The organism is Streptomyces sp. NPDC059866 (assembly GCF_042731325.1).
GTDB lineage: Bacteria > Actinomycetota > Actinomycetes > Streptomycetales > Streptomycetaceae > Streptomyces > Streptomyces flavusporus.
On sequence record NZ_JBHWJT010000017.1, the window covers coordinates 145,704 to 166,511 of the forward strand.

General features: G+C 72.1%; 17 protein-coding genes. 3 read left to right on the forward strand and 14 right to left on the reverse strand.

Annotated features, from left to right (window positions below; translation table 11 throughout):
- Window positions 1-20 precede the first annotated feature (20 nt).
- The 3 genes from ACFV7R_RS26315 to ACFV7R_RS26325 form a co-directional block, all read right to left on the reverse strand.
- Window positions 21-716 carry an alpha/beta fold hydrolase gene (locus ACFV7R_RS26315; RefSeq protein ID WP_385267657.1) on the reverse strand — a complete coding sequence of 232 codons (696 nt, stop codon included), beginning with the start codon at window positions 714-716 and terminating at the stop codon, window positions 21-23.
- Window positions 713-2,311, reverse strand: coding sequence for a purine-cytosine permease family protein (locus ACFV7R_RS26320; RefSeq protein ID WP_385267659.1), 1,599 nt, complete (start codon window positions 2,309-2,311; stop codon window positions 713-715). The genes ACFV7R_RS26315 and ACFV7R_RS26320 overlap by 4 nt, the downstream gene beginning before the upstream one ends.
- Before the next feature lie 200 nt (window positions 2,312-2,511).
- Window positions 2,512-3,075, reverse strand: coding sequence for a hypothetical protein (locus ACFV7R_RS26325; RefSeq protein WP_385267661.1), 564 nt, complete (start codon window positions 3,073-3,075; stop codon window positions 2,512-2,514).
- Between the two features lie 326 nt (window positions 3,076-3,401).
- On the opposite strand from ACFV7R_RS26325, the gene ACFV7R_RS26330 reads away from it, so the two are divergent.
- The gene (locus ACFV7R_RS26330) at window positions 3,402-3,836 is read left to right on the forward strand and encodes a subtilase-type protease inhibitor (protein ID WP_385267663.1); all 435 of its coding nucleotides are present in this window, start codon (window positions 3,402-3,404) and stop codon (window positions 3,834-3,836) included.
- A gap of 136 nt (window positions 3,837-3,972) precedes the next feature.
- Here the strand turns inward: ACFV7R_RS26330 and ACFV7R_RS26335 are convergent, their stop codons facing one another.
- From ACFV7R_RS26335 to ACFV7R_RS26380, 10 genes are all read right to left on the reverse strand, one after another.
- Window positions 3,973-4,188 carry a CDGSH iron-sulfur domain-containing protein gene (locus tag ACFV7R_RS26335; RefSeq protein WP_129803250.1) on the reverse strand — a complete coding sequence of 72 codons (216 nt, stop codon included), beginning with the start codon at window positions 4,186-4,188 and terminating at the stop codon, window positions 3,973-3,975.
- Window positions 4,169-4,843: a HemK2/MTQ2 family protein methyltransferase gene (locus tag ACFV7R_RS26340; RefSeq protein WP_385267665.1), complete on the reverse strand. Its 675-nt coding sequence runs from the start codon at window positions 4,841-4,843 to the stop codon at window positions 4,169-4,171. The genes ACFV7R_RS26335 and ACFV7R_RS26340 overlap by 20 nt, the downstream gene beginning before the upstream one ends.
- Window positions 4,844-5,857 carry an iron-containing redox enzyme family protein gene (locus ACFV7R_RS26345; protein ID WP_385267667.1) on the reverse strand — a complete coding sequence of 338 codons (1,014 nt, stop codon included), beginning with the start codon at window positions 5,855-5,857 and terminating at the stop codon, window positions 4,844-4,846. It abuts the gene before it with no gap.
- Window positions 5,858-6,085: 228 nt separating this feature from the next.
- Window positions 6,086-6,295 carry a hypothetical protein gene (locus tag ACFV7R_RS26350; protein WP_385267669.1) on the reverse strand — a complete coding sequence of 70 codons (210 nt, stop codon included), beginning with the start codon at window positions 6,293-6,295 and terminating at the stop codon, window positions 6,086-6,088.
- A gap of 26 nt (window positions 6,296-6,321) precedes the next feature.
- Entirely contained in the window at window positions 6,322-7,329 is a 1,008-nt protein-coding gene (locus ACFV7R_RS26355; RefSeq protein WP_385267671.1) for a Ppx/GppA family phosphatase, read from the reverse strand.
- A gap of 101 nt (window positions 7,330-7,430) precedes the next feature.
- On the reverse strand, window positions 7,431-10,247 hold the full coding sequence (locus tag ACFV7R_RS26360; RefSeq protein WP_385267673.1) for an NHLP bacteriocin export ABC transporter permease/ATPase subunit: 2,817 nt from the start codon (window positions 10,245-10,247) through the stop codon (window positions 7,431-7,433).
- Window position 10,248: 1 nt separating this feature from the next.
- Window positions 10,249-12,468 carry an NHLP family bacteriocin export ABC transporter peptidase/permease/ATPase subunit gene (locus tag ACFV7R_RS26365; protein ID WP_385267675.1) on the reverse strand — a complete coding sequence of 740 codons (2,220 nt, stop codon included), beginning with the start codon at window positions 12,466-12,468 and terminating at the stop codon, window positions 10,249-10,251.
- Window positions 12,465-13,271: an HlyD family efflux transporter periplasmic adaptor subunit gene (locus tag ACFV7R_RS26370; RefSeq protein ID WP_224734512.1), complete on the reverse strand. Its 807-nt coding sequence runs from the start codon at window positions 13,269-13,271 to the stop codon at window positions 12,465-12,467. The genes ACFV7R_RS26365 and ACFV7R_RS26370 overlap by 4 nt, the downstream gene beginning before the upstream one ends.
- Window positions 13,272-13,364: 93 nt before the next feature.
- A complete protein-coding gene (locus tag ACFV7R_RS26375; RefSeq protein WP_129803259.1) occupies window positions 13,365-13,580 on the reverse strand; it encodes a type A2 lantipeptide in 216 nt (71 codons plus the stop codon).
- A 457-nt stretch (window positions 13,581-14,037) separates the two neighbouring features.
- Window positions 14,038-14,451, reverse strand: a complete 414-nt coding sequence (locus ACFV7R_RS26380; protein ID WP_385267677.1) for a PaaI family thioesterase — start codon at window positions 14,449-14,451, stop codon at window positions 14,038-14,040.
- A gap of 185 nt (window positions 14,452-14,636) precedes the next feature.
- Here ACFV7R_RS26380 and ACFV7R_RS26385 point away from each other — a divergent pair, with 185 nt between their 5' ends.
- Window positions 14,637-15,971 (forward strand): S1 family peptidase, encoded by a 1,335-nt coding sequence (locus ACFV7R_RS26385; protein WP_385267679.1) that lies wholly within the window; start codon window positions 14,637-14,639, stop codon window positions 15,969-15,971.
- A 69-nt stretch (window positions 15,972-16,040) separates the two neighbouring features.
- On the opposite strand, the gene ACFV7R_RS26390 is transcribed toward ACFV7R_RS26385, so the two are convergent.
- Window positions 16,041-18,182: a SpoIIE family protein phosphatase gene (locus ACFV7R_RS26390; RefSeq protein WP_385267792.1), complete on the reverse strand. Its 2,142-nt coding sequence runs from the start codon at window positions 18,180-18,182 to the stop codon at window positions 16,041-16,043.
- Window positions 18,183-18,346: 164 nt separating this feature from the next.
- Between ACFV7R_RS26390 and ACFV7R_RS26395 the strand changes: the two genes are divergently transcribed.
- The gene (locus ACFV7R_RS26395; protein WP_385267681.1) at window positions 18,347-20,791 is read left to right on the forward strand and encodes a SpoIIE family protein phosphatase; all 2,445 of its coding nucleotides are present in this window, start codon (window positions 18,347-18,349) and stop codon (window positions 20,789-20,791) included.
- The last annotated feature ends 17 nt before the right edge of the window (window positions 20,792-20,808 follow it).

Sequence of the window (20,808 nt, forward strand, 5' to 3'; positions counted from 1 at the left end):
CGGTAGGCAGGACGGCAGGATCAGGGTCTGGTCGCCGACTCGTGCAGGATGCGGGCGAGTTGGCGCGGCTGGGAGAACATCGGCCAGTGGCCGGTGTCCATCCGTACGAGCTCCCACCGATCGCTCTTCAGGGCCTCGGCCACCGCATCCATCGGCTCTTCGCCGTCGAGCAGACACTTGATGTACGTCGCCGGAAGCTCGGCGATCGGGCGTGCCAGCACGGCCGGTTCGGTCGCTGTGGCGCCCGGGTGCGGTGTCGAGCCGCTCACGATCCGGGCGATCTGCTCGCCCGTCAGTCCCTGCCCCACATAGTCGTCGGTGTCGAGGGGCATCCAGAAGCCGTCGTTGTCGGCGATCGACTGCCGTACGTCATCGCTCGGCCAGCCCGACAGAGCGGACTCCCCGTCGACCGGGACCATGGAGTCGACGAACACCACACGGGCCAGCCGGTCGCCGATCCGCTCGGCGGCTTGCCCCACCGGGACGCCCGAGTAGCTGTGTCCGACCAGCACGACGTTCCGCAGGTCGAGGTGCTCGACCTCGTCGACGATGTCCTGGACATGGGTCTGCTGCCCGGCCGCCATGCCCTGCTTCTCGGCGAGGCCCGACAGCGTGAGCGCATGCACGTCGTGCCCGGCTTCGCGCAGTTCGGCCGCCACCTCGTCCCACGCCCACGCCCCGAGCCACGTTCCTGCCACCAGCACGAAATGAGTCATGCCCGCAACGTAGTCGAGGGGTCTGACAACGACGCTTCGTTTCCCGGTGCACCCGGCCCGGTGATCGGCGGCACCGGCACGTCCACCGTCCGCGCCAGCCGTGCGCCCTCGGGCCCGTACACCGCGCGGGGCTCGGGGAACAGCCGCAGCAGCGTCAGGAACAGCACCGCGGCCACGGCCAGCGACAGCGGCAGGCCGATGTCGACGCCGTTCGCCAACTCGCCGAGCGGGCCCACGAACTGGCCGGGGATGTTGGTGAACAGCACACCGACGACGGCGGACACCCACCAGGCGGTCGTACCGCGCCAGTTCCAGCCGTGCGCGAACCAGTAACGGCCGCCCCGCTGGCGACGGTTGAACACCTGGAGCGCCTCCGGGTCGTACCAGCCGCGGCGGGTGTAGTAGCCGAGGATCATCACGACCATCCACGGGGTGGTGCAGGTGATGATCATCGTGGCGAAGGTGGAGATGGACTGCACGATGTCCAGCCCGAACCGGCCGACGAAGATGAACGTGATCGACAGCACGCCGATCAGCACGGTGGCCTGCACCCGGGACAGCCGAGGGAACACCGAGGAGAAGTCGAGGCCGGTGCCGTACAGCGCCGTCGTGCCGGTCGACAGGCCGCCGATCAGCGCGAGCAGACACACCGGCAGGAAGAACCACGAGGGGGAGATCGCCAGCAGCCCGCCCACGAAGTCGGGGGCGGCCGGATCGACGTACTCCGGGGCCTTGTTCGCGATGATGCTCGCGGTCGCCAGGCCGAAGAGGAACGGCAGCAGCGTGGCGATCTGCGACAGGAACGCCGCACCGACCACCTTGCGGCGCGGGGTGCTCGCCGGGATGTAGCGCGACCAGTCGCCGAGGAACGCCCCGAACGACACCGGGTTCGACAGCACGATCAGGGCCGCGCCGATGAACGACGGCCAGAACAGCGACTGCGTCGCCTCGTCCGCCCGGTCGGTGAAGACGCCCGCGTACGACGGGTCGAAGTCACCGGCGAAGGCGATCGCGCCGAGCAGGAACAGCGCGCTCGCCGAGGTCACGGCGATCTTGTTGACGAACAGCATGAACCGGAAGCCGTACACGCACACGATCAGCACCAGCCCGGCGAACAGGGCGTACGCCAGTGCGTAGGACACGTTGCCGCGGTGCAGGCCGAACAGCCGGTGGGCGCCGCCGACCAGGGCGTCGCCGGAGCTCCACACCGAGATGGAGAAGAACGCGACCGCGGTCAGCAGGGAGAGGAAGGAGCCGACCACACGGCCGTGCACGCCGAGGTGGGCGGACGAGGAGACGGCGTTGTTGGTGCCGTTGACCGGCCCGAACACCGCCATCGGGCACAGGATCAGCGCGCCCGCGACGACCCCGAGGAGCGTCGCCGCGAGGCCCTGCCGGAAGGAGAGGCCGAACAGGATCGGGAAGGCGCCGAGCACACAGGTGGAGAACGTGTTCGCGCCACCGAAGGCGAGCCGGAACAGGTCGAACGGGGTCGCGGTGCGTTCCGCGTCGGGGATGCGGTCGACGCCGTGGCTCTCGACCTCGGTGAGCGGCGGGGGAGGGGGCACTGCTGCGGGATCAGGTACGGGGGACACGAGGGCTCCAGCGAAGCGGCGGCGGTGGAGCGCGGGTGGCGCGGTCGGGGGAACGGCCGTCGGTGCCGCGGGGTGTGCGACGTGGGCGGATGCCGTCCTCGGTGGGTTCGCCGACGGTACGGCGCCGGGGGCGTCCCGAACCAGAGGACGGTTCATCCATCTTTCGTGTCCGTCATGGATGATTCGGCCATCGCGGGCGGTCATTCGTCGTTCGTGGTGGCGTCCTCCGTGTCCACCGGGGTCTCCGCGTCCGGTCCCTGCGCCCGTACGCGTTGGACGTGTTCGAGGGAGTCCCGCAGTTCGGCCAGCCAGTCGTCGGCGTGCCGCTGGACCAGACGCACGCACCAGGCGAGGGCGTCACTGCGGCTGCGGGCGACGCCGCCCGCGATCAGGGTGTCGAGCACCTGGCGTTCGGGCTGCCGCAACCGGGTCATGACGGGGGCTGCCACATGTGTGAACAGCGCGCGCCGCCCGCTGCACTCCACACCCCACGACACCTTCCGGCCGAACCGGTGCTCGGCCTCGCGGGCCACCGCCATCCGGTCCTCCCGGGTGCGTTCCCGGAACTCCTCGATCCGGCCCTGTACGGCCGCGTCCCGCTCGGCGGCCGAGGCGTCGTCGGCGAGCCGGGGTTCGGGGATGCGGCCGATCACGGTGATCTCCTCGCGGTCGACCGTCACCTCGGTCACTTCCTCGAAGAGGTCGTCGGGCAGTCGGCCGGCGAACCAGCCGCGCAGTTTCTGTTGCTGCTCTGTCGTAATCATGTAATGACGATTACTCCGTCGCAGCATGAACACAAGGGGTCGGGACGGAGTCCGCCGAGAGCTCAATCGGAATGTTTCAGGCCGATTAAACAGCCTGGGTAATCCGGCCACCCGGCCGTCCCGGACGATCACGAACCGCCCGGATCGGCGATTGGAACGTTTCGACTTCCGTGACTTCACGCCACTGATTCAATACGCAAGGTTACTGAAATCCATGGGGTCGAGGTGAGTTTCGGCGGCGGACTCGGCAGACTCGCGCTCGCCGATCCGGCACCGACCGAGCCCGGGTCCGGCACCTCATCGAATCGAGCGGAAGGATGCACACAATGCGGAACCCCGCGCGCTGGGCAGCAACCCTCGGCCTCACGGCCGCCGCCGTCTGCGGACCCCTGACCGGAGCCGCGCACGCCACGCCGCCCACCGCCCCGGCCACGCTCTACGCCCCGTCGGCCCTGGTGTTCACCGTCGCCCACGGCGAGACCGCGGCCACCGTCACCCCGGAGCGCGCGGTGACGCTGAGCTGCGCCCCGAAGCCGTCCGGCACGCACCCGAACGCCGTCGGGGCCTGCGTCGAACTGCGGGGCGCGGACGGGGACTTCGACGCCCTGGAAACCAGAACGGGCGTGTGGTGCACCCGGGAGTACGACCCCGTGGTCATCCGGGTGAGCGGCGTCTGGCAGGGCGAGTACGTCTCCTATGAGCGCACCTTCGCCAACGAGTGCGTGAAGAACTCGTACGGGACGAGCGTCTTCGCGTTCTGAGGGACCGGGATCGCACGGTCCCCGTGCATGCCGTGAGCGGCTCGCAGTTGGGGAGTGCGGGCCGACGTCGCGGGGCCCCTGCGGTCTCGCCCCAGGGGTCGGCGGGCGGAGTGGGGCCGCCCGCCGCCCCCGGGGATCACTCCCCGGACGGACCCTGGGTCCGGTCGCGGTGGCTGGTGTCGCACCAGGGGTAGCGGCGGCTGCGGCGGCAGGTGCACAGGGCGACACGGAAGCGGTCGGAGGTGACGGTGGTCCCGTCCTCCAGCTCCACTTCCACCGGGCCCTCGACCAGGACGGGGCCCTGGCGCTGGACCCTGATCCGGCGCGGCGTGTCAGAGGGGGAGTTCGGCACGGACGACCACCAGCTCTTCCTTGTTCTCGGCGGCGGACAGCAGTCCCCGTTCCCGCAGCCAGCGCTCCCGTTCGCGCAGTACCGGGCCGAAGGCGATCCGGCACCGCCGGGTCACCGTGGCCTTCAGGCCGGACGCGCGCAGCCGTTGCAGTGTGCGGTCCGGATCGCTGAGCGCCGAGTGGACGACCAGCAGGACTCCTCCCGGGCGCAGCAGGGCAGGCGCCTCCCGGCAGATCCGGTCCAGGACGAGCCGGCCGTCGCGGCCGGCGTCCCAGGCCCGCGCCGTACCGCGCGGCTGCGGGCTCCCAGGGGGTGCGGGAACATACGGCGGGTTGGCCAGAATCAGGTCGAACCGCAGGCCGCGCACGGGGGCGAAGAGGTTCCCGTGCCGGACCCGGACCGGCAGCCCGGCCAGCCAGGCGTTGACCCGCGCCGCCCACACCGCCCGCCACGACACGTCCACGGCCGTCACCCGGTTGCCCCGCCGCGCGGCCTGAAGGGCCAGCGCCCCGGTGCCGGTGCCCACGTCGAGGACGTCCGCACCCGGCGGGAGCGGCTCTTCGGAGAGGGCGTCGGCCAGCAGGGCGGTGTCCTCCTGAGGGGTGTAGACACCGGGTGGCACCAGAGGCTTCACGGCGCCCAGGTACCCCGGCATTCAGGAAATATGGGAGGTATCGGAAGGCGGTAGGGGCGTGCGCAGCGACGACCGTCCGGCACGCCATTCGGTGAGCAGATGGGCGGCGAGCCGGTCCTCCACATGTCCGGTCGCGTCGACACCGAAAGCGACGTCGGGCGCGAGGTGCGGCTCCTCGGCCAGCAGGCCGCCGATGACGTCGTGCCGTACGACCTGCTCGTGGACCGCGTCGGCCTCGACGTGCTCGTCGTAGAAGTGCTCGGCGGCCGGTCCGGCCCCGGTGCGGCGCATCGCCTCGGCGAGCCGCCGGGAACCGGGCGACGAGGTGACCTCCACCGCGGCGAAGTGGCCGACCAGCGCGCCCCGCAGGGCCCGGTGCAGGCCGAAGAGGGACATCAGGTTGACCGTGCCGAGTGCCTGAGCCGACGCCGCGTCGACGTAGTGTCCGTACGACGGGTCCAGTCCCAGGTCCGTCATCAGGTCGGCGAAGAGACGGGCATGCACCCGGTCGGGGCGGCCGCCGCCGTACTCGTCGAACTCCACCGCCGCCATCGCCGCCTTGGCCCGGCCCCACAGCCGGGGCAGCACCCAGGCGTGCGGGTCGGCCTCCTTGAGGTGGTACACGGAGCGCTGGGCCGCGTACTCGCGCAGCTGCCACAGCTCGCCCTCGTCGCGCAGGTAGTGGGTCACGCCCGTGCCGCCGACCGGTTCGACGAGGAGCTCCGCGAGTGCCTCCTCGACCGTGTCGTTCGTGGGGGTGTCGGCGCGCAGTGCGGACAGGAAGCGGTGCTCCAGCGCCGCGCGGGTGCGCAGCAGGTCGGGATCCCATTCACGGTCCGCGGGTACGCCCTCGAAGCCCCGGTAGTGCAGTTCGTAGCAGAGGTGGAGGGCGAGCTGGAGGTCGTCGCCGTACGCGGCCGCGGTCGCGACGTCCTCGTCGTGCGGCAGCGGACCCGTCCGCCGGAGGTACGCGCCGACAGCGGCGGAGACCGGGCCCCGGGGGGACGGGAGAGGTGGCCCTTCGCGCTGCTTCATGCGGGCCGAGTACCCGAGCGGCACGCGGTGTCCCCTCCGAGTGGAGCCGGCCGTTGCGGGTACTCCGGGCGCACATGAAGGCACTCGTGGTCAATTGCACGCTCAAGCAGTCGCCGGAACCCTCCAACACGGAGGCGCTCGCCCGGGTAGGGGGCGGGCGCTCGGCCCATGGTGTCGGCCGGGGAGCCGACGGCCGAGGGTCCAGGCCGCGCCCGGGCCCCCAGTCGGTCATTCCCCCTGGGACTCCTCCTGAGCTTCGGTGTTGGGGGTGATGGCCTCCCCGGCCTCACCCCGGTGGCGGCGCTGCTCCGCCGAGTCGCGGGTGCGGTGCTCGGCGTCCTGGACCTCGCGCAGGATCTCCTCGATCGCGTTCTCGGGCTCCTCCTCGGGCTGCTCGGCGTCCGGCTTCTCCTCGGGCTGCTTGGCATCCTCGGACACGGCGTGATTCCTCCTTCAAGGCCGTTTCAGGGCGCGGCGGACGCGACGCGCAGCGGCACCGGGTCCGGGGCAGGGGGCTCCTCGCTGAGCCGGCAGACCTCGGCCCACCAGGCCGAGCCGTCCTCGATGTGGCGCAGCAGCACGCCCTCACGGATCGCCCACGGGCAGATGGTGACCGTCTTGAGCCCGGACAGTTTCATCGCCGTGTGCCCGACCACCGCGCCGGCCAGGCTCTGTTCGGCACGCGGCGCGGAAATGCCGGGGAGCAGTGCCCGCTCCTCGGCGGACAGCGACGCCAGCCGGACCACCGCCGCCCGCAGGTCCGTGCGGTGCATCCGGCGGTCCGTGAAGGGGCCGTGCCGCCCCGGCGCCGCACCGCACAGCCGGCCCAGCTGCTGGAACGTCCGGGAGGTGGCCACCGCGGTGTGCGGTCCCTCCCAGCGGATCCGCGCCGCGACGTCCCGCAGTTGATGGCGGACCTTGCGGCGCAACGCCCGGACCTGCTCCGGCGTCGGCGGATCCTGCCCCGCGAGGAACTCGTGGGTCAGCCGTCCCGCGCCGAGCGGAAGCGACGCCACATAGTCGGGCAGACGCCCACGGCCGAACGCCGCTTCGAGCGAGCCACCGCCGATGTCCAGCAGCGCGAGCGGCCCCGACCGCCACCCCATCCAGCGCCGCGCCGCAAGGAACGTCAGCTCGGCCTCCACCTCCCCCGGCAGGGTGCACAGCTCCACTCCCGTCCGCGCCCGGACGCGGCGCAGCACCTCCAGGCGGTTCGGGGCGTTGCGGACCACGGCGGTCGCGAAGGCCAGCGGGGCCGCAGCGCCCCACCGCGTCGCGGTCCGGCTAGCCTCGGCCACCGCGTCGACGAGCCGTACGACGGACTCCTCGGGGACCGCGCCCCCGGGCTCGACCTGCTCGGACAGCCGCAGGCGCCATTTGGCGGTGTGGACGGGCAGCGGCACCCCGCCCTCCGCATCCGCCACAACCAGCCGGACCGTGTTCGATCCCACATCCACCACGCTGAGTCGCATGGACTGGCGGGTACCCGATTACGGCCCGGAACAACGGAGTCCGCTGCCTGCGCGCCCCCGAAGTGCACCGATGCGACGGGAGGAGCCGCCGCCCCGGCCGGTCACGCCAACTGGCGCCGCACCAGCTCGTGGAGCCGGCCGCCGGTGTCCGCGAGCAGTTGTGCCGGCGGGCCCTGCTGGGCGACCTTGCCGTCCTCCATCACGATGACGCGGTCGGCGTCCAGCACCGTCGACAGACGGTGGGCGATGACGATCCGGGTGGCGTTGAGGGCCTTGGTGCTCTCGATGACCTTGCGCTGGGTCTCGTTGTCCAGGGCGCTGGTCGCCTCGTCGAAGAAGAGGATGCGCGGCCGGCGGATCAGCGCCTGCGCGATCATCAACCGCTGCCGCTGGCCGCCGGAGATCGCCCCGTTGCCCGCGACGATCGTGTGCAGGCCCATCGGCATGCGCTTGATGTCCTCGGCGAGCCCCGCCATTTCGGCCGCCGCCATGGCCTCCTCCGGCGTGTACGGCTCGGTGCCGCAGATGACGTCCAGGATCGAGCCGGTGAACGGCTGCGCGTGCTGGAGCACCACCCCGCACTGCCGCCGTACGGCCGACTGGTCGAGCGCCGCCAGGTCCTGGCCGTCGTAGAGGACACTGCCGGAGACCGGCTTGTCGAAACCGATGAGCAGGCGCAGCAGCGTCGACTTGCCGCAGCCGCTGGGGCCGACGACCGCCACGAACTCGCCGGGCCGCACCTCGAAGGACACGTCGTCCAGGACCAGCGGGCCGTCGTCGGAGTACCGGAAGGACAGCCGCCGCGCCTCCACGGCCCCGGTGAGCGGACCGGGCCGGGTGCTGGCCGTGCGCACCTCCGGCGTCGCCTGCAGCACCGGCTTGATCTGCTCGTACAGCGGCAGCGCGGCGACCAACGACACGAACGCGCCGGTGATCTGGGTGACCGAGGTGAGCAGCATGGTCACCGAGGTGTTGAAGGCGAGGAAGTCGGCGGCGGACATCGCGCCCCGCGCCGGGCCCGCGAGCAGCATGAACATCAGCAGTGAGCACAGCGGAAGATAGATCGCGCCGAGCACCGTGGTGAGGTTCTTGATCCGGCCGAGGCGCTGCTGCAGCTCCCGGCTGCGGGCGAACTCGCTCGCCCAGGCGGCGTAGGCGTAGTTCTCGGCGGCCGCGACCCGCAGCTTGGGCAGGCCCCGCAGGGTCTGGAACGCCTGGTTGTTCAGCTTGTTGGTGAGCACCGTCAGGCGTCGTTGCCAGCGCACCTGCCACAGCCCGAGGCCGAGGAAGACGGTGGCGATGACGACCAGCATGCCGATCGCGGCCAGCGCCATCGGGACGCTGAACCAGAGCAGCAGCCCCAGGTTCATCGCGCCGACGGTGACCGACTGGGCGACCGTGGGCCCGACGCCAGCGAGCAGTCGGCGGATCGCGCTGATGCCCATGGCGGCACTGGCCAGCTCGCCGGTGGAACGCCCGGTGAAGAACTTCGTCGGCAGCCGCAACAGCCGGTCCCACACGGCCGGTTGGAGCGTGGCCTCGATCCGGCCCTCCAGGCGCAGGATGGTCATGTTCTGCAGCAGCATGAAGGCCGCCGCGACGACACTGCTGACCATCACCGCCAGGCACACCTGCGCGATGAGCCCGGCCTGCGCCTTCGGCACGAACTCGCCGAGCACCTTGCCCGTGGCGATCGGCACCAGCGCGCCGATCGCGACCGTCACCAGCCCGCTGAGCAGCAGCCCGGTCACGTCGCCGCGCGTGCCCCGCAGGCAGAAGCGCAGCAGGCCCAGCGGGCCCAGCGGGCGTTCGGGAAGCGGCCGGTAGAACATCACCGCGCGCGGATCGAACTCCGCCGCGTTGGCCTTCTCGACCGGCGTCTCGCGCCCGGTCGCCGGATGCACCGCCACATAGCCGCCACGCCGCCACAGCAGCGCGACCGGCGCCCCGGACAGGGCGCGGTGGCCCACCAGCGGGCCGACGTTGTCACGCCACCAGTTGCCGTCCAGCCGTACCGCGCGGGTGCGCACGCGTGAGGCGAGGGCGATCCGCTCGACCGGGTCGAGACGGTCGCTCTCGGTGCCGCTGTGCCCGGGGTCGGCGAGGACGATGCCGGCCGCGCCCGCGACCAGCTTGCAGGCCGCGTACGTGGCGTCCGCGTCGGCGGCCGTCGTGCGCTTGCCCGACGACTTGCCGATCGAGGCGAGCAGGGTCCGGTCGGCCTGGGCACGTACCTGCTCACCGGCCTTGATACCGGCGGCCGTGCGTGTCTCGTGGGTGCGCTCCAGCTGTTCGATCCAGCGGTCCAGCGTGGTCAGCAGGCGGTACTGCTGGTCGACCATGCTCTGCCAGACCGCCGGGTCCATCAGCAGGTCGGCCGCCGCCTCCGCCCCGTACAGGGAGCCGTACTGCACGCTGCCGGGCGGCACCTGCATCCAGAAGACGTCGTCGTCGGTCATCTCCGCGGCGCGCTCACCGGCGGTCGGCGCCTGGAAGAGGATGGACAGGCCGCGGCCGACGCCCAGGGCGAGGGCGTACTCCAGCGGGCTCGACGTGGGCGGTACGTACTGGGGGTTGCCGTACTCGTCGTACGACCAGGTCTGGGTGACGGCGGGCTGGTACAGCTCGCGCAGCCCGATGCGGTGCACGACGCAGTCCCGCACGGGGCGGGCGATCAGCGTGTGCTGCGGTCCCGCGACCGGGCCGAGCAGCAGCGAGCCCGCCTCCAGCCGGCCGAGGTGGTGCCAGTGGCCCTGCTGCGCGGCGTCGACCGCGAACAGGTCGAGGGCACCCGCCGCGACCAGCCACAGCACCTGCGGACCCTCGAGGTCCAGGCGGCCCAGCCCGGCACAGTCGATCGGTGTGCCCAGCGAGCCGAGCGCCCCGAGGACGTAGTCGTCTTCGTGCACGGACGTCATCTCACCGCTCCCTGACCAGCGCCGCGTACGCCCCGCCGCGCGCCACCAGCTCGTCGTGCCGCCCGCGCTCCACGATCGTGCCGTGCTGGAGTACGACGATCTCGTCGCTGTCCCGCACCGTGCTGAGCCGGTGTGCGATGACCACACACGCGCAGCCGCGCCGGCGCAGGTTGTCCATGACGACCAGCTCGGTCTCGGCGTCGAGCGCACTGGTCACCTCGTCGAGCACGAGGATGCTGGGCCGGCGCACCAACGCCCGGGCGATCTCCAGGCGCTGGCGCTGCCCGCCGGAGAAGTTGCGGCCGTCCTGCTCGACCCTGCTGTGGATGCCACCGGGCCGGCGCATGACGACGTCGTACAGTGCCGCGTCCCGCAGCGCCTCCACCACGGCCTCGTCCGGGATCGACGGGTCCCACAGCGCCACGTTGTCGCGCACCGTTCCCTCGAAGAGGAACACGTCCTGGTCGACGAAGGAGACGGAGGCCGCGAGCGAGCCGCGCGGGATGTCCTCCAGACGCTGCCCGTCGATACGGATCACGCCCTCCCAGGGCGTGTACAGGCCCGAGATCAGTCGGGAGACGGTCGACTTGCCGCTGCCGGAGCCCCCGACGAGCGCGACCTGCTGCCCCGGTCCGACCGTCAGGTCGAAGCCGGTGAGCAGGGGCTTGTCCAGCGGGCTGTAGCCGAAGGTGATGTTCTCCAGCTCCACGTGACCGTGCAGCCGGCGGGTGGAGTCGCCGCCCGCACGGTCGTACAGCGGGTCCGTGCGGAAGTTCTCGACGTCTTTCAGGCGGGCCACGTCGGCCGCGAAGTCCTGGATGCGCCCGGCGACGCCGTTGAGCCGGGTCAGCGGCGCCGTGAAGCGGGTCACCAGCGCCTGGAAGGCGACCAGCAGACCCACCGAGATATGGCCTTCGATCGCGCGCATGCCGCCGATCCACAGGATCAGTGCGCTGTTCAGCATCGCAAGGGTCGGCGCGACCACGCCCAGCCAGGCGCTCGGCACGCCGAGCCGCTGCTGCTCCTCCAGCGTCGTGGCGTGCTGTCCGGCCCACTTGCGGTAGTAGCCGTCCTCGCCGCCGGTCGCCTTCATGGTCTCGATCAGCTGGAGCCCGGTGTACGCCGTGTTGGTGAGCCGGGCGTTGTCCGCGCGCAGCTTCGCCGTACGGGTCGCCCGCAGCCGGATGACGACCCGCATGGCGACGATGTTCAGCAGGGCCACGCCGATGCCGACGAACGTCAGCTGCGGGTCGTAGGTGTACAGGAGGACGGCGTACAGCACCACGACCACCGCGTCCACGCCCGCCGCCGCGAGGTCGCGGGCGAGTGTCTCGGCCACGGCGTCGTTCGACTGGAGGCGTTGCACCAGGTCGGCGGGGCTGCGCTGGGAGAAGAAGGTGACCGGCAGCCGCAGCAGATGGCGCAGGAAGCGGGCGCTGGACAGGGTCGAGGAGATGATGCGCCCGTGGTGCAGGTTGGCCTGTTGCAGCCAGGTGAGGATCAGGGTGAGCAGCACACAGGCGCCCATGGACGCGAACAGCACGTCCAGCAGGGACGTCTGGCCGCCGATCAGGAACATGTCGATGTAGGTCCGGCTGAGCGCGGGTACGGCCGCGCCGACCAGGACCAGCAGCAGACTCGCCAGGACGGCGGCGGGCATCGTGCCGGCGGTGCCGCGCAGCCGGGCGGGCATCGCGCCCCACACGCCGGGCTTGCGCCCGCCCCGCGTGAAGTCGTCGCCCGGCTCCATCGTGAGGACGACGCCGGTGAAGCTGCCGTCGAACTCCTCCATCGGGACGAAACGGCGGCCCTTGCCGGGGTCGTTGATGAACACCCCGCGGCGGCCGAAGCGACGCCCCATGCCGTCGAAGACGACGTAGTGGTTGAACTCCCAGAACAGGACGGCCGGCGCCTTCACCTCGGCGAGGGCGGCCAGGTCCATCTGCATGCCCTTGGCCGTCAGGCCGTAACTACGGGCCGCCTTCAGCAGGTTGCTGGCGCGCGAGCCGTCCCGGGAGACACCGCAGGCGATGCGCAGCTCCTCCAGCGGGACGTGCTTGCCGTAGTGGCCGAGCACCATCGCGAGGGAGGCGGCGCCGCACTCCACGGCCTCCATCTGCAGGACGGTGGGGGTGCGCACGGCCTTGCCGCGGCTCTTGGGGATCTGACGCTTGGGCGGGGCGGCGCGGCGTCTGCCCCGGGTCTCCTGGGCGGTGGTCACGGCAGCAGCCAATCGACGGGACGCTGATCGGCCAGCCGGATCGAGCCCGTGGCCATGGTCATGGAGGTGAGGGCGTACGGCGGCCCGTCCGCCGACGACCACGTGTAGCCGCTCTTCGTGCCGGACGACTTGTCCAGGCGGACCAGCACCGCGACCGGGCGGCCGTCCTTCGTGAACTGCTCGCCCAGCTGGCTGTCGCCGAGGAACGCGGCGATCTGCTGCGCGGACTGGGGAGAGCGGTCCACCGACTTCACATGGCCGCGCAGGACGCCGTACTCCTGGGTGGGGACCGTCTGCACGGTCAGGTCCACGGCCGCGTTCGCGGGGATCGAGCTGGCGTTCTCCGCCGGGACGTACACCGTGGCGTACAGCGGGTCGTCGGCGTCGGCGACCTTCTCCACGGCGGCGACGTTCGCGCCGGTGGAGATGATCTGGCCGATCGTCGCGGCCAGTGCGGTGAGACGGCCCGCGGCGATGGTGCGGACCACCGTCTCGCCCTCGGCGGTACGGAGCTTGAGGACGGGGGAGTTCGCGGGCAGCCGCTCTCCTTCCTCGGCGAGGATCGCGGTCACCTGGCCCGCGACGGGGCTCTGCAGGATGTAACTGCCCTCGCCGTGCGTGAGGATGGCGGGCGCGCTCACGGTGGAGGTCACCGAGCCCGTCACGGCCCACACGGACGCGGCGGCCATCGCGACCACCGTCACGGACAGCACGAGCCAGCCCTGCGGGCGGGCGAGGCGCACCGGAAGGTCGAGTTCCTCCGGCGACTGGAGCTTGGCGAGGGCCTGTTGGCGGAACTGCACGGAACTTTCCCTCACCAGGTGGACTGCATGACGGCATCCGAAGAGCCCCGGAGCCGGGATACGACTCCGGGACTCAACGGCACTGGGGTGCGATCAGAGACCGGCGACCAGGCTGGTGACCGGGGCGGTGTTCAGGCCGGTCACGCCCTCGACGGTGCCGACGACCGTGTCGACGGTGGCGGAAACGGGGGCGATGCCGTCCAGGGCGCCGGTCAGGGTGTTGACCGCGTTCACCGAGAGGCCGCCGGAGACGTTGTCCAGCTCCGCGTCGGAGATCTCGACGGTCTCAACCTGGGGGGTGGAGTTCATGATGGAACTTCCCTTCGTATGGATATCTCATAAGGGGGGGAGCGGCCCCCTCTGGGGACAGATGGACGGCCGCGACCGCGGTGGCGCCGAGCACCCCTTCCGGGGCGCCCTCACGGCCCCCGCGGTGCGATGGATCAAAGCACGCGGCGACCACGGGCATCCAATCAATCAGCCGCCTCACCAGGTCACTTGAGTACCATCGGCCGCGATCCGTGCAGGCGCGCCCACGCGTTGTCGGCAGCTTCTTCACAAGCCGCACCACATCGGCCCGTCCAGGCCCCTTGCCGTCCGGACGGCGAATCCGGCACTCCTGCCCCAAAGGAGTGTCCGGGGATGTGTGGTTGTGCAGATCCGCCGTTCCCGGTGACTTGGTTGCGTATTGGATGTGCAGATTCCCTGAAGCTGGGATTCCGCTCACTGTTCGGAACGGACCGTTGTCGACCGATCACGGATCGTGTCAGCCCAGGAGGGCATAGACAGTGCTCGCGCGCGCCGCGAGTTCACCCGTCCGTTCGGCGGTCATGGCGATGTCGGCGAACGCCATGCGGCGGCCCAGCTTGGTGAGCACCGCCTCGATCAGGACATCCGAATCCGTCACCGCGCGCTGGAAGGACGTCGACTGCTGCACCGTCGTCATCGGTACGAAGGCCCCCCGCGCCGCCGAGACGGCGATCACGGTCGTGGTGTCTGCGGCCGCCATCAGGGCCTGCCCGGACAGCGCGCCGCCCTCCCGGGCCAGCCGCTGTGACCAGGGCATGCGCAGGACGGCCCGCCGGCCGTCCAACTCCTGTACGGACAGGCCCAGCTCCAGCACCCAGGGAGCGAAGTTGGCGGTGAGGATCTTGTCGGCTTCGGCGGTGGTCATCGTCATATGGGGGATTGTTCCCGGCGCGCGTCGGCCGCGCACGGGCCATGGCTGATTCACGCCGCCCACGGCGCATTGCGAACCGGAATTGAACGTCCCGCGCGCCCCATGCGTACCAGTGGCCATCCAGGCGCCCCCAACAGCTGCTGAGACGGCGGCACAGACCCCGTCCTTCAGGAGGTCGAGAAGTCTTGAGTCACAAGCGAATTCCGAAGCGCAAGGCCGCGATTGCGGCGGGCAGCGTGGCGGCGCTCGGAGCGGCGGCACTCCTGCTGCCGAACGCCAACGCGTCCCAGGACGGCGCCGAGGACACCACCGCCGCCCCCAAGACCCTGAAGGCGGGCGACGCCTCGGACCTCGCCGGCCAGCTCGCCGGGCTGCTCGGTGACGCCTTCGCCGGCTCGTACTACGACGAGGACAGCCAGCAGCTCGTCGTCAACGTCGTCGGGGACAACAACCAGCTCGTCGTCCAGGCCAAGAAGGCCGGCGCCGCGGTGCGCCAGGTCGACAACAGCACGGCCGAACTCCAGTCCGCCGCGCAGACCCTGAAGTCCGAGGCCACCATCCCGGGCACCGCCTGGGCCGTCGACCCCAGGACGAACAAGATCCTGGTCACCGCCGACAGCACGGTCACCGGCGAGAAGTGGGACACCCTGGAGTCGACCGTCCAGAGCCTCGGCTCGGGCATGGCGACCATCCAGAAGTCGGCCGGCACCTTCAAGACCTTCGCCTCGGGCGGCGACGCGATATTCGGCGGCGGCTCCCGCTGTTCACTCGGCTTCAACGTGACCGCGGGGGACGGCAGTCCGGCCTTCCTGACCGCCGGTCACTGCGGAGTCGCGGTGGACCAGTGGTCGGACAGCCAGGACGGGGCGCCGATCGCCACCGTCGACCAGGCCGTCTTCCCCGGCGAGGGCGACTTCGCGCTCGTGAAGTACGACGACCCGGCCACCGAGGCGCCGAGCGACGTCAACGTCGGCGGCGGGCAGACCGTCCAGATCCTCCAGGCCGCGGAAGCCACCGTCGGCCAGGAGGTGTTCCGGATGGGCAGCACCACGGGCCTCGCCGACGGCACCGTCACCGGGCTCGACGCCACCGTCAACTACCCGGAGGGCACCGTCACCGGGCTCATCCAGACCAACGTCTGCGCCGAACCCGGCGACAGCGGCGGCTCGATGTTCACCCAGGACGGGCTCGCGCTCGGCCTGACCTCGGGCGGCAGCGGCGACTGCACGGTCGGCGGCGAGACGTTCTTCCAGCCGGTCACGACGGCCCTCGAGGCGGTCGGCGCAACACTGGGCGCGGGCGACGCGGCCGGTGGCGGTGAGGCCGGTGGCGAGGAAGCCGGTGGTGGTGAGGTCGGCGGTGAGGCCGGTGGCGAGGAAGCCGGTGGCGGTGAGGTCGGCGGAGAGGCCGGCGGCGGTGAGGTCGGCGGTGAGGAAGCCGGTGCCGGTGAGGAAGCCGGTGTCGGTGACCAGTCGGGTGCCGGAGTGGAGGACGGCTCCGGGCTGACCGAGACGCCCTGATCCGTACTCACCCCCAGTTGTGGTCCGGCCCTCCGGCGGGAGGGCCGGACCGCCCCGTTCGTACGGTGCTCAGCCACCCCTCCGCGCCCGCAACAGCAGCAGCGCCACGTCGTCGATCCGCTCCTCCGTGCCCGCCTCGTGCCCCACGAGCACGTCGGCCAGCTCGTCCAGCGGCCGGTCCCCGGCCTCACCCAGGCGCCGCCCCAGACCGGCGAGCGCGTCCTCGATGTCGACGCCGGGGGATTCGACGAGTCCGTCGGTGTAGAGGGCGAGTACCGAGCCGGGCGCCAGGTCGACCTCCGTCGTCGGATACGTCGCCGAAGCGTCGATCCCCAGCAGCGGACCGCCCGCGAGGTCGAGCACCCGCACCCGGCCGTCCGGCCGCCTCAGCAGCGGCGGCGGATGCCCGGCCCGGGCCATCACGGCCCGCCCGCGCCCCGGATCGAGCCGCAGATACAGACAGCTGGCGAACAGGTCGGACCCGAGGTCGATGAGCAGCCGGTTGGTGCTGCGCATGACCTCCTCCGGCGCCTGACCGACCGTCGTGTAGGCACGGACGGCGGTACGGATCTGCCCCATCAGCCCGGCCGCGGTCACGTTGTGCCCCTGCACGTCCCCGATCACCGCCGCCGCCAGGCCTCCGCTCTGCACCAGGTCGTAGAAGTCGCCGCCGATGTCCATGCCCCGGGTGCTCGGCAGATAGCGCGCGGCCGTGTCGATGCCGGGCAGCGGCGGCAGCGAGGGCGGCAGCAGGGCCGCCTGCAGCCCGTGTGCCAGCTGGTGCTTGGCGTCGTACAGCAGGGCCCGTTCCAGCGCGAGGGCGATCAGCCCGCCGAGACTGGACAGCACCGCCTTCTCGTCCGCGGCGAAGGCGTGCGGTTCGGGGTAGGCCAGCACGACGGTGCCCACCGGGCGTCCGGAGGCGATCAGCGGCAGATACGCCCACGCGGCGAAGCCGTCCGGGGTCGTGTGCCGGATCGGGTACAGCCGCTCCAGCTCCTCGCGGGACTCGAAGAACGCGGGCACCCCGCTGTTCAGGGCATGCGCGCCCGGCGTCGGCTCGCTCAGCGGCAGCCCGTCGAACCGCTCCACGACGTGCGGGTCGGGATACCCGCGGTGCCCCAGCACATGCAGCCGGCCCGCCCGGGAACCGAGCACGACGAGGGCCTGGCTGCCCACGGCCGGGGCGATCTCGTCGGCGACCAGCTGCACCACGTCCTGCACCGTCACCGCCTGGGTCAGCGCGCCCGCCAGGCTCAGCACCTGGGTGATGGTCACCAGCCGGGACGGCGATCCGCCGGCCCGCGGCAGCACCCGGCCCATCTCCGACACCCCCCGGGCCCGGCTGACCCGGACGCTCAGCCCTGTCGTACTCGGATACAGGCGGAACGACAGCCACTCGCCCGGCGGCCGCAGCGCCACGAACGACGTGGGCTGCTGGCTGATCAGCGCGGCCCGGTAACGGTCCTCGTACACGGGGTCGTTGAGCCAGGGCGCCGTCGCCCACAGCTGGGTGCCGAGCAGCCGGCTGACCGGAACCCCGATCAGCTCGGCGGCCGCCGCGTTGCCGAAGGCGATACGCCCGTGCAGATCGAGGGAGCACAATCCGTACGGCAGTCGTGCCACCATCCGTGCCGCCTCTATCGAGCCGAGTGTGCCGGCCACGCCCCCGGTGGGCGGCGCGGCGAGCAGATCGGGCTCCGGCATGACCGGGCGGCTCTCGTCCGCGGCCCGCGCCAGCCGTACCGCGAGCCGTTCGCAGGCCGCCGTCAGGTGCTCGCGCTCCCGGTCGGACAGCTCCTGCGGGTGCGAGCCCGGCCAGCTGACGAACACCGCCCCGTACACGGCGGCCTCGGTGGCCACCGGCAGCGCGGCCAGCGCGAACGGATACGGCAGGACCACGGAGACGCGCGGATAGCGGCGGGCCATCTCCTCGTCGCCGGGGACCCAGATCAGCCGCCGCTCGCGCACGGCCTCGGCGACCGGGATCGGTGCGCTCAGCCCCACCCGCTCCCAGGGCGCGGCGAAGGCCCGCGGCAACCCTGCCATGACCGCCATCTCCAGCACCGGCTCGTCGGCCGCGAGCAGATACACCCCACCGGAGTGGGCGTTGACGCCGTCCATCATCGTGGCCAGCGCCAGCGACAGCAGGGGGCTGCCCGCCGGGGCCCTGGGGGCCGCCGGTGCCTGGCCGTCGGGCACACCGACCACCTCCTCGCAGCGCCACGGCACGGGACCCAGGCTCCAAATCTCCCTCGTCGGTGCCCACCGCGCACGGCGAACGGCCCCCGGCCCGGTCCCGCACGGTGCGTGTTCCGGAGCGCGCACGAGTCACGGGGGCTGCGCGGACGCACCATAAGCGCTGTAATACGGACGTGGTCAGTGAGGGCGGCACGGGACGCGGAACGAGAGTGCTGCGTGCCGGGGACGCCCTCGCCGCGCTCATGGCCGATCCGGACTCCCCCGAGCGCAGGCAGCGCGTGCTCGAACTGGCGCTCGTCTTCGCGCGGGCGACCTTCGCCGCCGCGTACACGTCCGGCGAGGACGGCGACCTGCTGTGCCTGGCCGATTCGGCCGGTGTGCCCAGGACGCTGTACGGCCTGCGCGACAGCTATCCCGTCGCCGGGCGCTCCCCGGTGGCCGAGGCATGTCGCACGAAGCGGCCCGTGTGGCTCGGGCCGGGGGATCTCGCCGACCGTGCGGAGGCACGCCGTACCCTGCCGCGGGACTTCTTCCTGGCTGCCCTGCCCGCGTACCGGGGCGACGACGGTGTCTGCCTGCTCGCCGTGAGCGAGGGGCGGGACGGCTTCGACGCCGAGGACCGCAAGTGCCTGGAGCTGTTCGCGGACGCGGTCGCCGCCCACGCCCCGGCCGAACCCGCCGAGGGCGGCGAGCTCCCGCCGGGCGCGTTCAGCCTCGCCATGGACAGTGGCCGCGTCGAGGTCGGCGACGACATCCTGGAGCTGTTCGGCCTCACCCGGGACGAGTTCGACGGCAAGGTCGAGACCCTGCTCGGCCTCACCGTCCCGGAGGATCTGCCGTCGCTGATGTCCGTGGTGGAGGCCGACCACATGTCCATCGGCGACCGCGAGCTGGAGTTCCGGGTGCTCCAGCCCACCGGCCCGCCGAAGTGGCTCAGGCTGCGCGGCCGGTTACTGCCGGGTGGCGACGGCCGGCCCGCCCGGCTGGTCGGCACCGTCGCCGACGCCTCCACGCTGCGCGCAGAGGTCACCGACGTCGCCCGCATCCAGCGGCTGGCCGCCGCCCTGGCCACCGCGGGCACGGTCCGCGACGTCAGCCAGGCCGTGGTCGCCGCCCTGCGCCGACCGCTGCGGGCCGACCGGATCGCGCTGGCCGAACTGGAGCACGACCGGCTCGTCGTCACCGTCCTCGACCCGCCCGAACCCGAGGCCTGGCCCGAGCTGTGGCGTCTGGAGTGGCGCAGCGAATGGCCCGACGCCCCGGTACGCGCCATGCCCACCCTCGCCGGCGCCCTGCGCGAGGGCCGTGCCCAGATCTGGCCCGCCGGAACCGCCCTGGAACCCGCGCTCGCCGACGTCGGCCCCGGCGGCTTGGCGGTCCTGCCACTGCCCGCCGGCAACCGCATGGCCGGCGCCTGTCTGATCGGCTGGGACCGCCCGCACGACTTCGGCCCCGACGAACGGGCCCTGCTCACCGCCTCCGCCGGCCTCGCCGGGCAGGCCCTGATGCGCGCCCACGCCTTCGACGCCGAGCACGAACTCGTCGGCATGCTCCAGCGCCAGCTCCTGCCACGCCGCCTGCCCAAGCTCCCCGGCGCGGTCGCCGTCGCCCGCTATCTGCCCGCCACGGCCGGCCTGGAGGTGGGCGGCGACTGGTACGACGTCATCCCGCTGCCCGACAACCACGTCGCCCTCGTCATCGGGGACGTCCAGGGCCACAGCGCCGCTGCCGCCACCCTCATGGGCCAGATGCGCACGGCCATTCGCGCGTACGCCGTGGAGGGACACCCGCCGGACGTGGTGGTCTCGCACGCCAACCGCCTCCTCGTCGACCTGGAGACCGACCTCTTCGCCACCTGCGCCTACGTCGACGTCGACATGGAGGAGGGCTCCGCGTGGTGCGTGCGCGCCGGACACCTGCCTCCCGTCCTGCGCCACCCCGACGGCAGCACCCACATCGCCGAGGCCGAGGGCGGTCCGCCGCTCGGCGTGGCGGCCCAGGCCGACTTCCCGATGAGCCCGCTGCGGCTGCAGCCCGGCACGCTGGTCGCCCTGACCACGGACGGCCTCGTCGAGTCCGCCGACGCCGACATCGACGAGGGTATGGAGGGGTTCGCCCAGGCGCTGGGTGCCGCCGACCCCGCGCACCTCGGCCTGGTCGCCGACGCCCTCCTCGGCAACGCGCACCGCGGCGACGACGTGGCCCTGCTCCTCATGCGGTACGACGGCATGGCCGTACGCCCGCGGCGCGAGACCTGGACCGTCTGGCGGCTCCCGGAGGCCGTGCGGCACGCCCGCCGCTTCACCCGGCGCACGCTGCGCGCCTGGGGCGTGACCGAGGAGGCCGACGCCGTCCAGCTGGTCGTCTCCGAACTCGTCACCAACGCCCTCGTGCACACCGACGGCCAGGTCCGCCTCGACCTCACCCTGGTCAACAGCCGGCTGCGCGTCGCCGTGGCCGACACCTCGCCCCGCAGCCCCGTCCGGCCGACCAGCATCGGCTGGGAGGCCACGGGCGGCCGCGGTCTGCTGCTGGTGGAGGCCATGTCGGCGGACTGGGGGACAGTGCCCGTCAGCGGCGGCAAACAGGTCTGGAGCGAGATCACCCTGAACCGCTGACGCCGCACGCGCCGACG

What these genes read in the sequence shown, in the direction of transcription:
- ACFV7R_RS26325 (WP_385267661.1), bottom strand. Translation starts at nt 3,075, where the DNA reads ATGATTACGACAGAGCAGCAACAGAAACTGCGCGGCTGGTTCGCCGGC.
- ACFV7R_RS26330 (WP_385267663.1), top strand. Translation starts at nt 3,402, where the DNA reads ATGCGGAACCCCGCGCGCTGGGCAGCAACCCTCGGCCTCACGGCCGCC.
- ACFV7R_RS26355 (WP_385267671.1), bottom strand. Translation starts at nt 7,329, where the DNA reads ATGCGACTCAGCGTGGTGGATGTGGGATCGAACACGGTCCGGCTGGTT.
- ACFV7R_RS26375 (WP_129803259.1), bottom strand. Translation starts at nt 13,580, where the DNA reads ATGAACTCCACCCCCCAGGTTGAGACCGTCGAGATCTCCGACGCGGAG.
- ACFV7R_RS26340 (WP_385267665.1), bottom strand. Translation starts at nt 4,843, where the DNA reads ATGCCGGGGTACCTGGGCGCCGTGAAGCCTCTGGTGCCACCCGGTGTC.
- ACFV7R_RS26315 (WP_385267657.1), bottom strand. Translation starts at nt 716, where the DNA reads ATGACTCATTTCGTGCTGGTGGCAGGAACGTGGCTCGGGGCGTGGGCG.
- ACFV7R_RS26360 (WP_385267673.1), bottom strand. Translation starts at nt 10,247, where the DNA reads ATGACGTCCGTGCACGAAGACGACTACGTCCTCGGGGCGCTCGGCTCG.
- ACFV7R_RS26380 (WP_385267677.1), bottom strand. Translation starts at nt 14,451, where the DNA reads ATGACGATGACCACCGCCGAAGCCGACAAGATCCTCACCGCCAACTTC.
- ACFV7R_RS26345 (WP_385267667.1), bottom strand. Translation starts at nt 5,857, where the DNA reads ATGAAGCAGCGCGAAGGGCCACCTCTCCCGTCCCCCCGGGGCCCGGTC.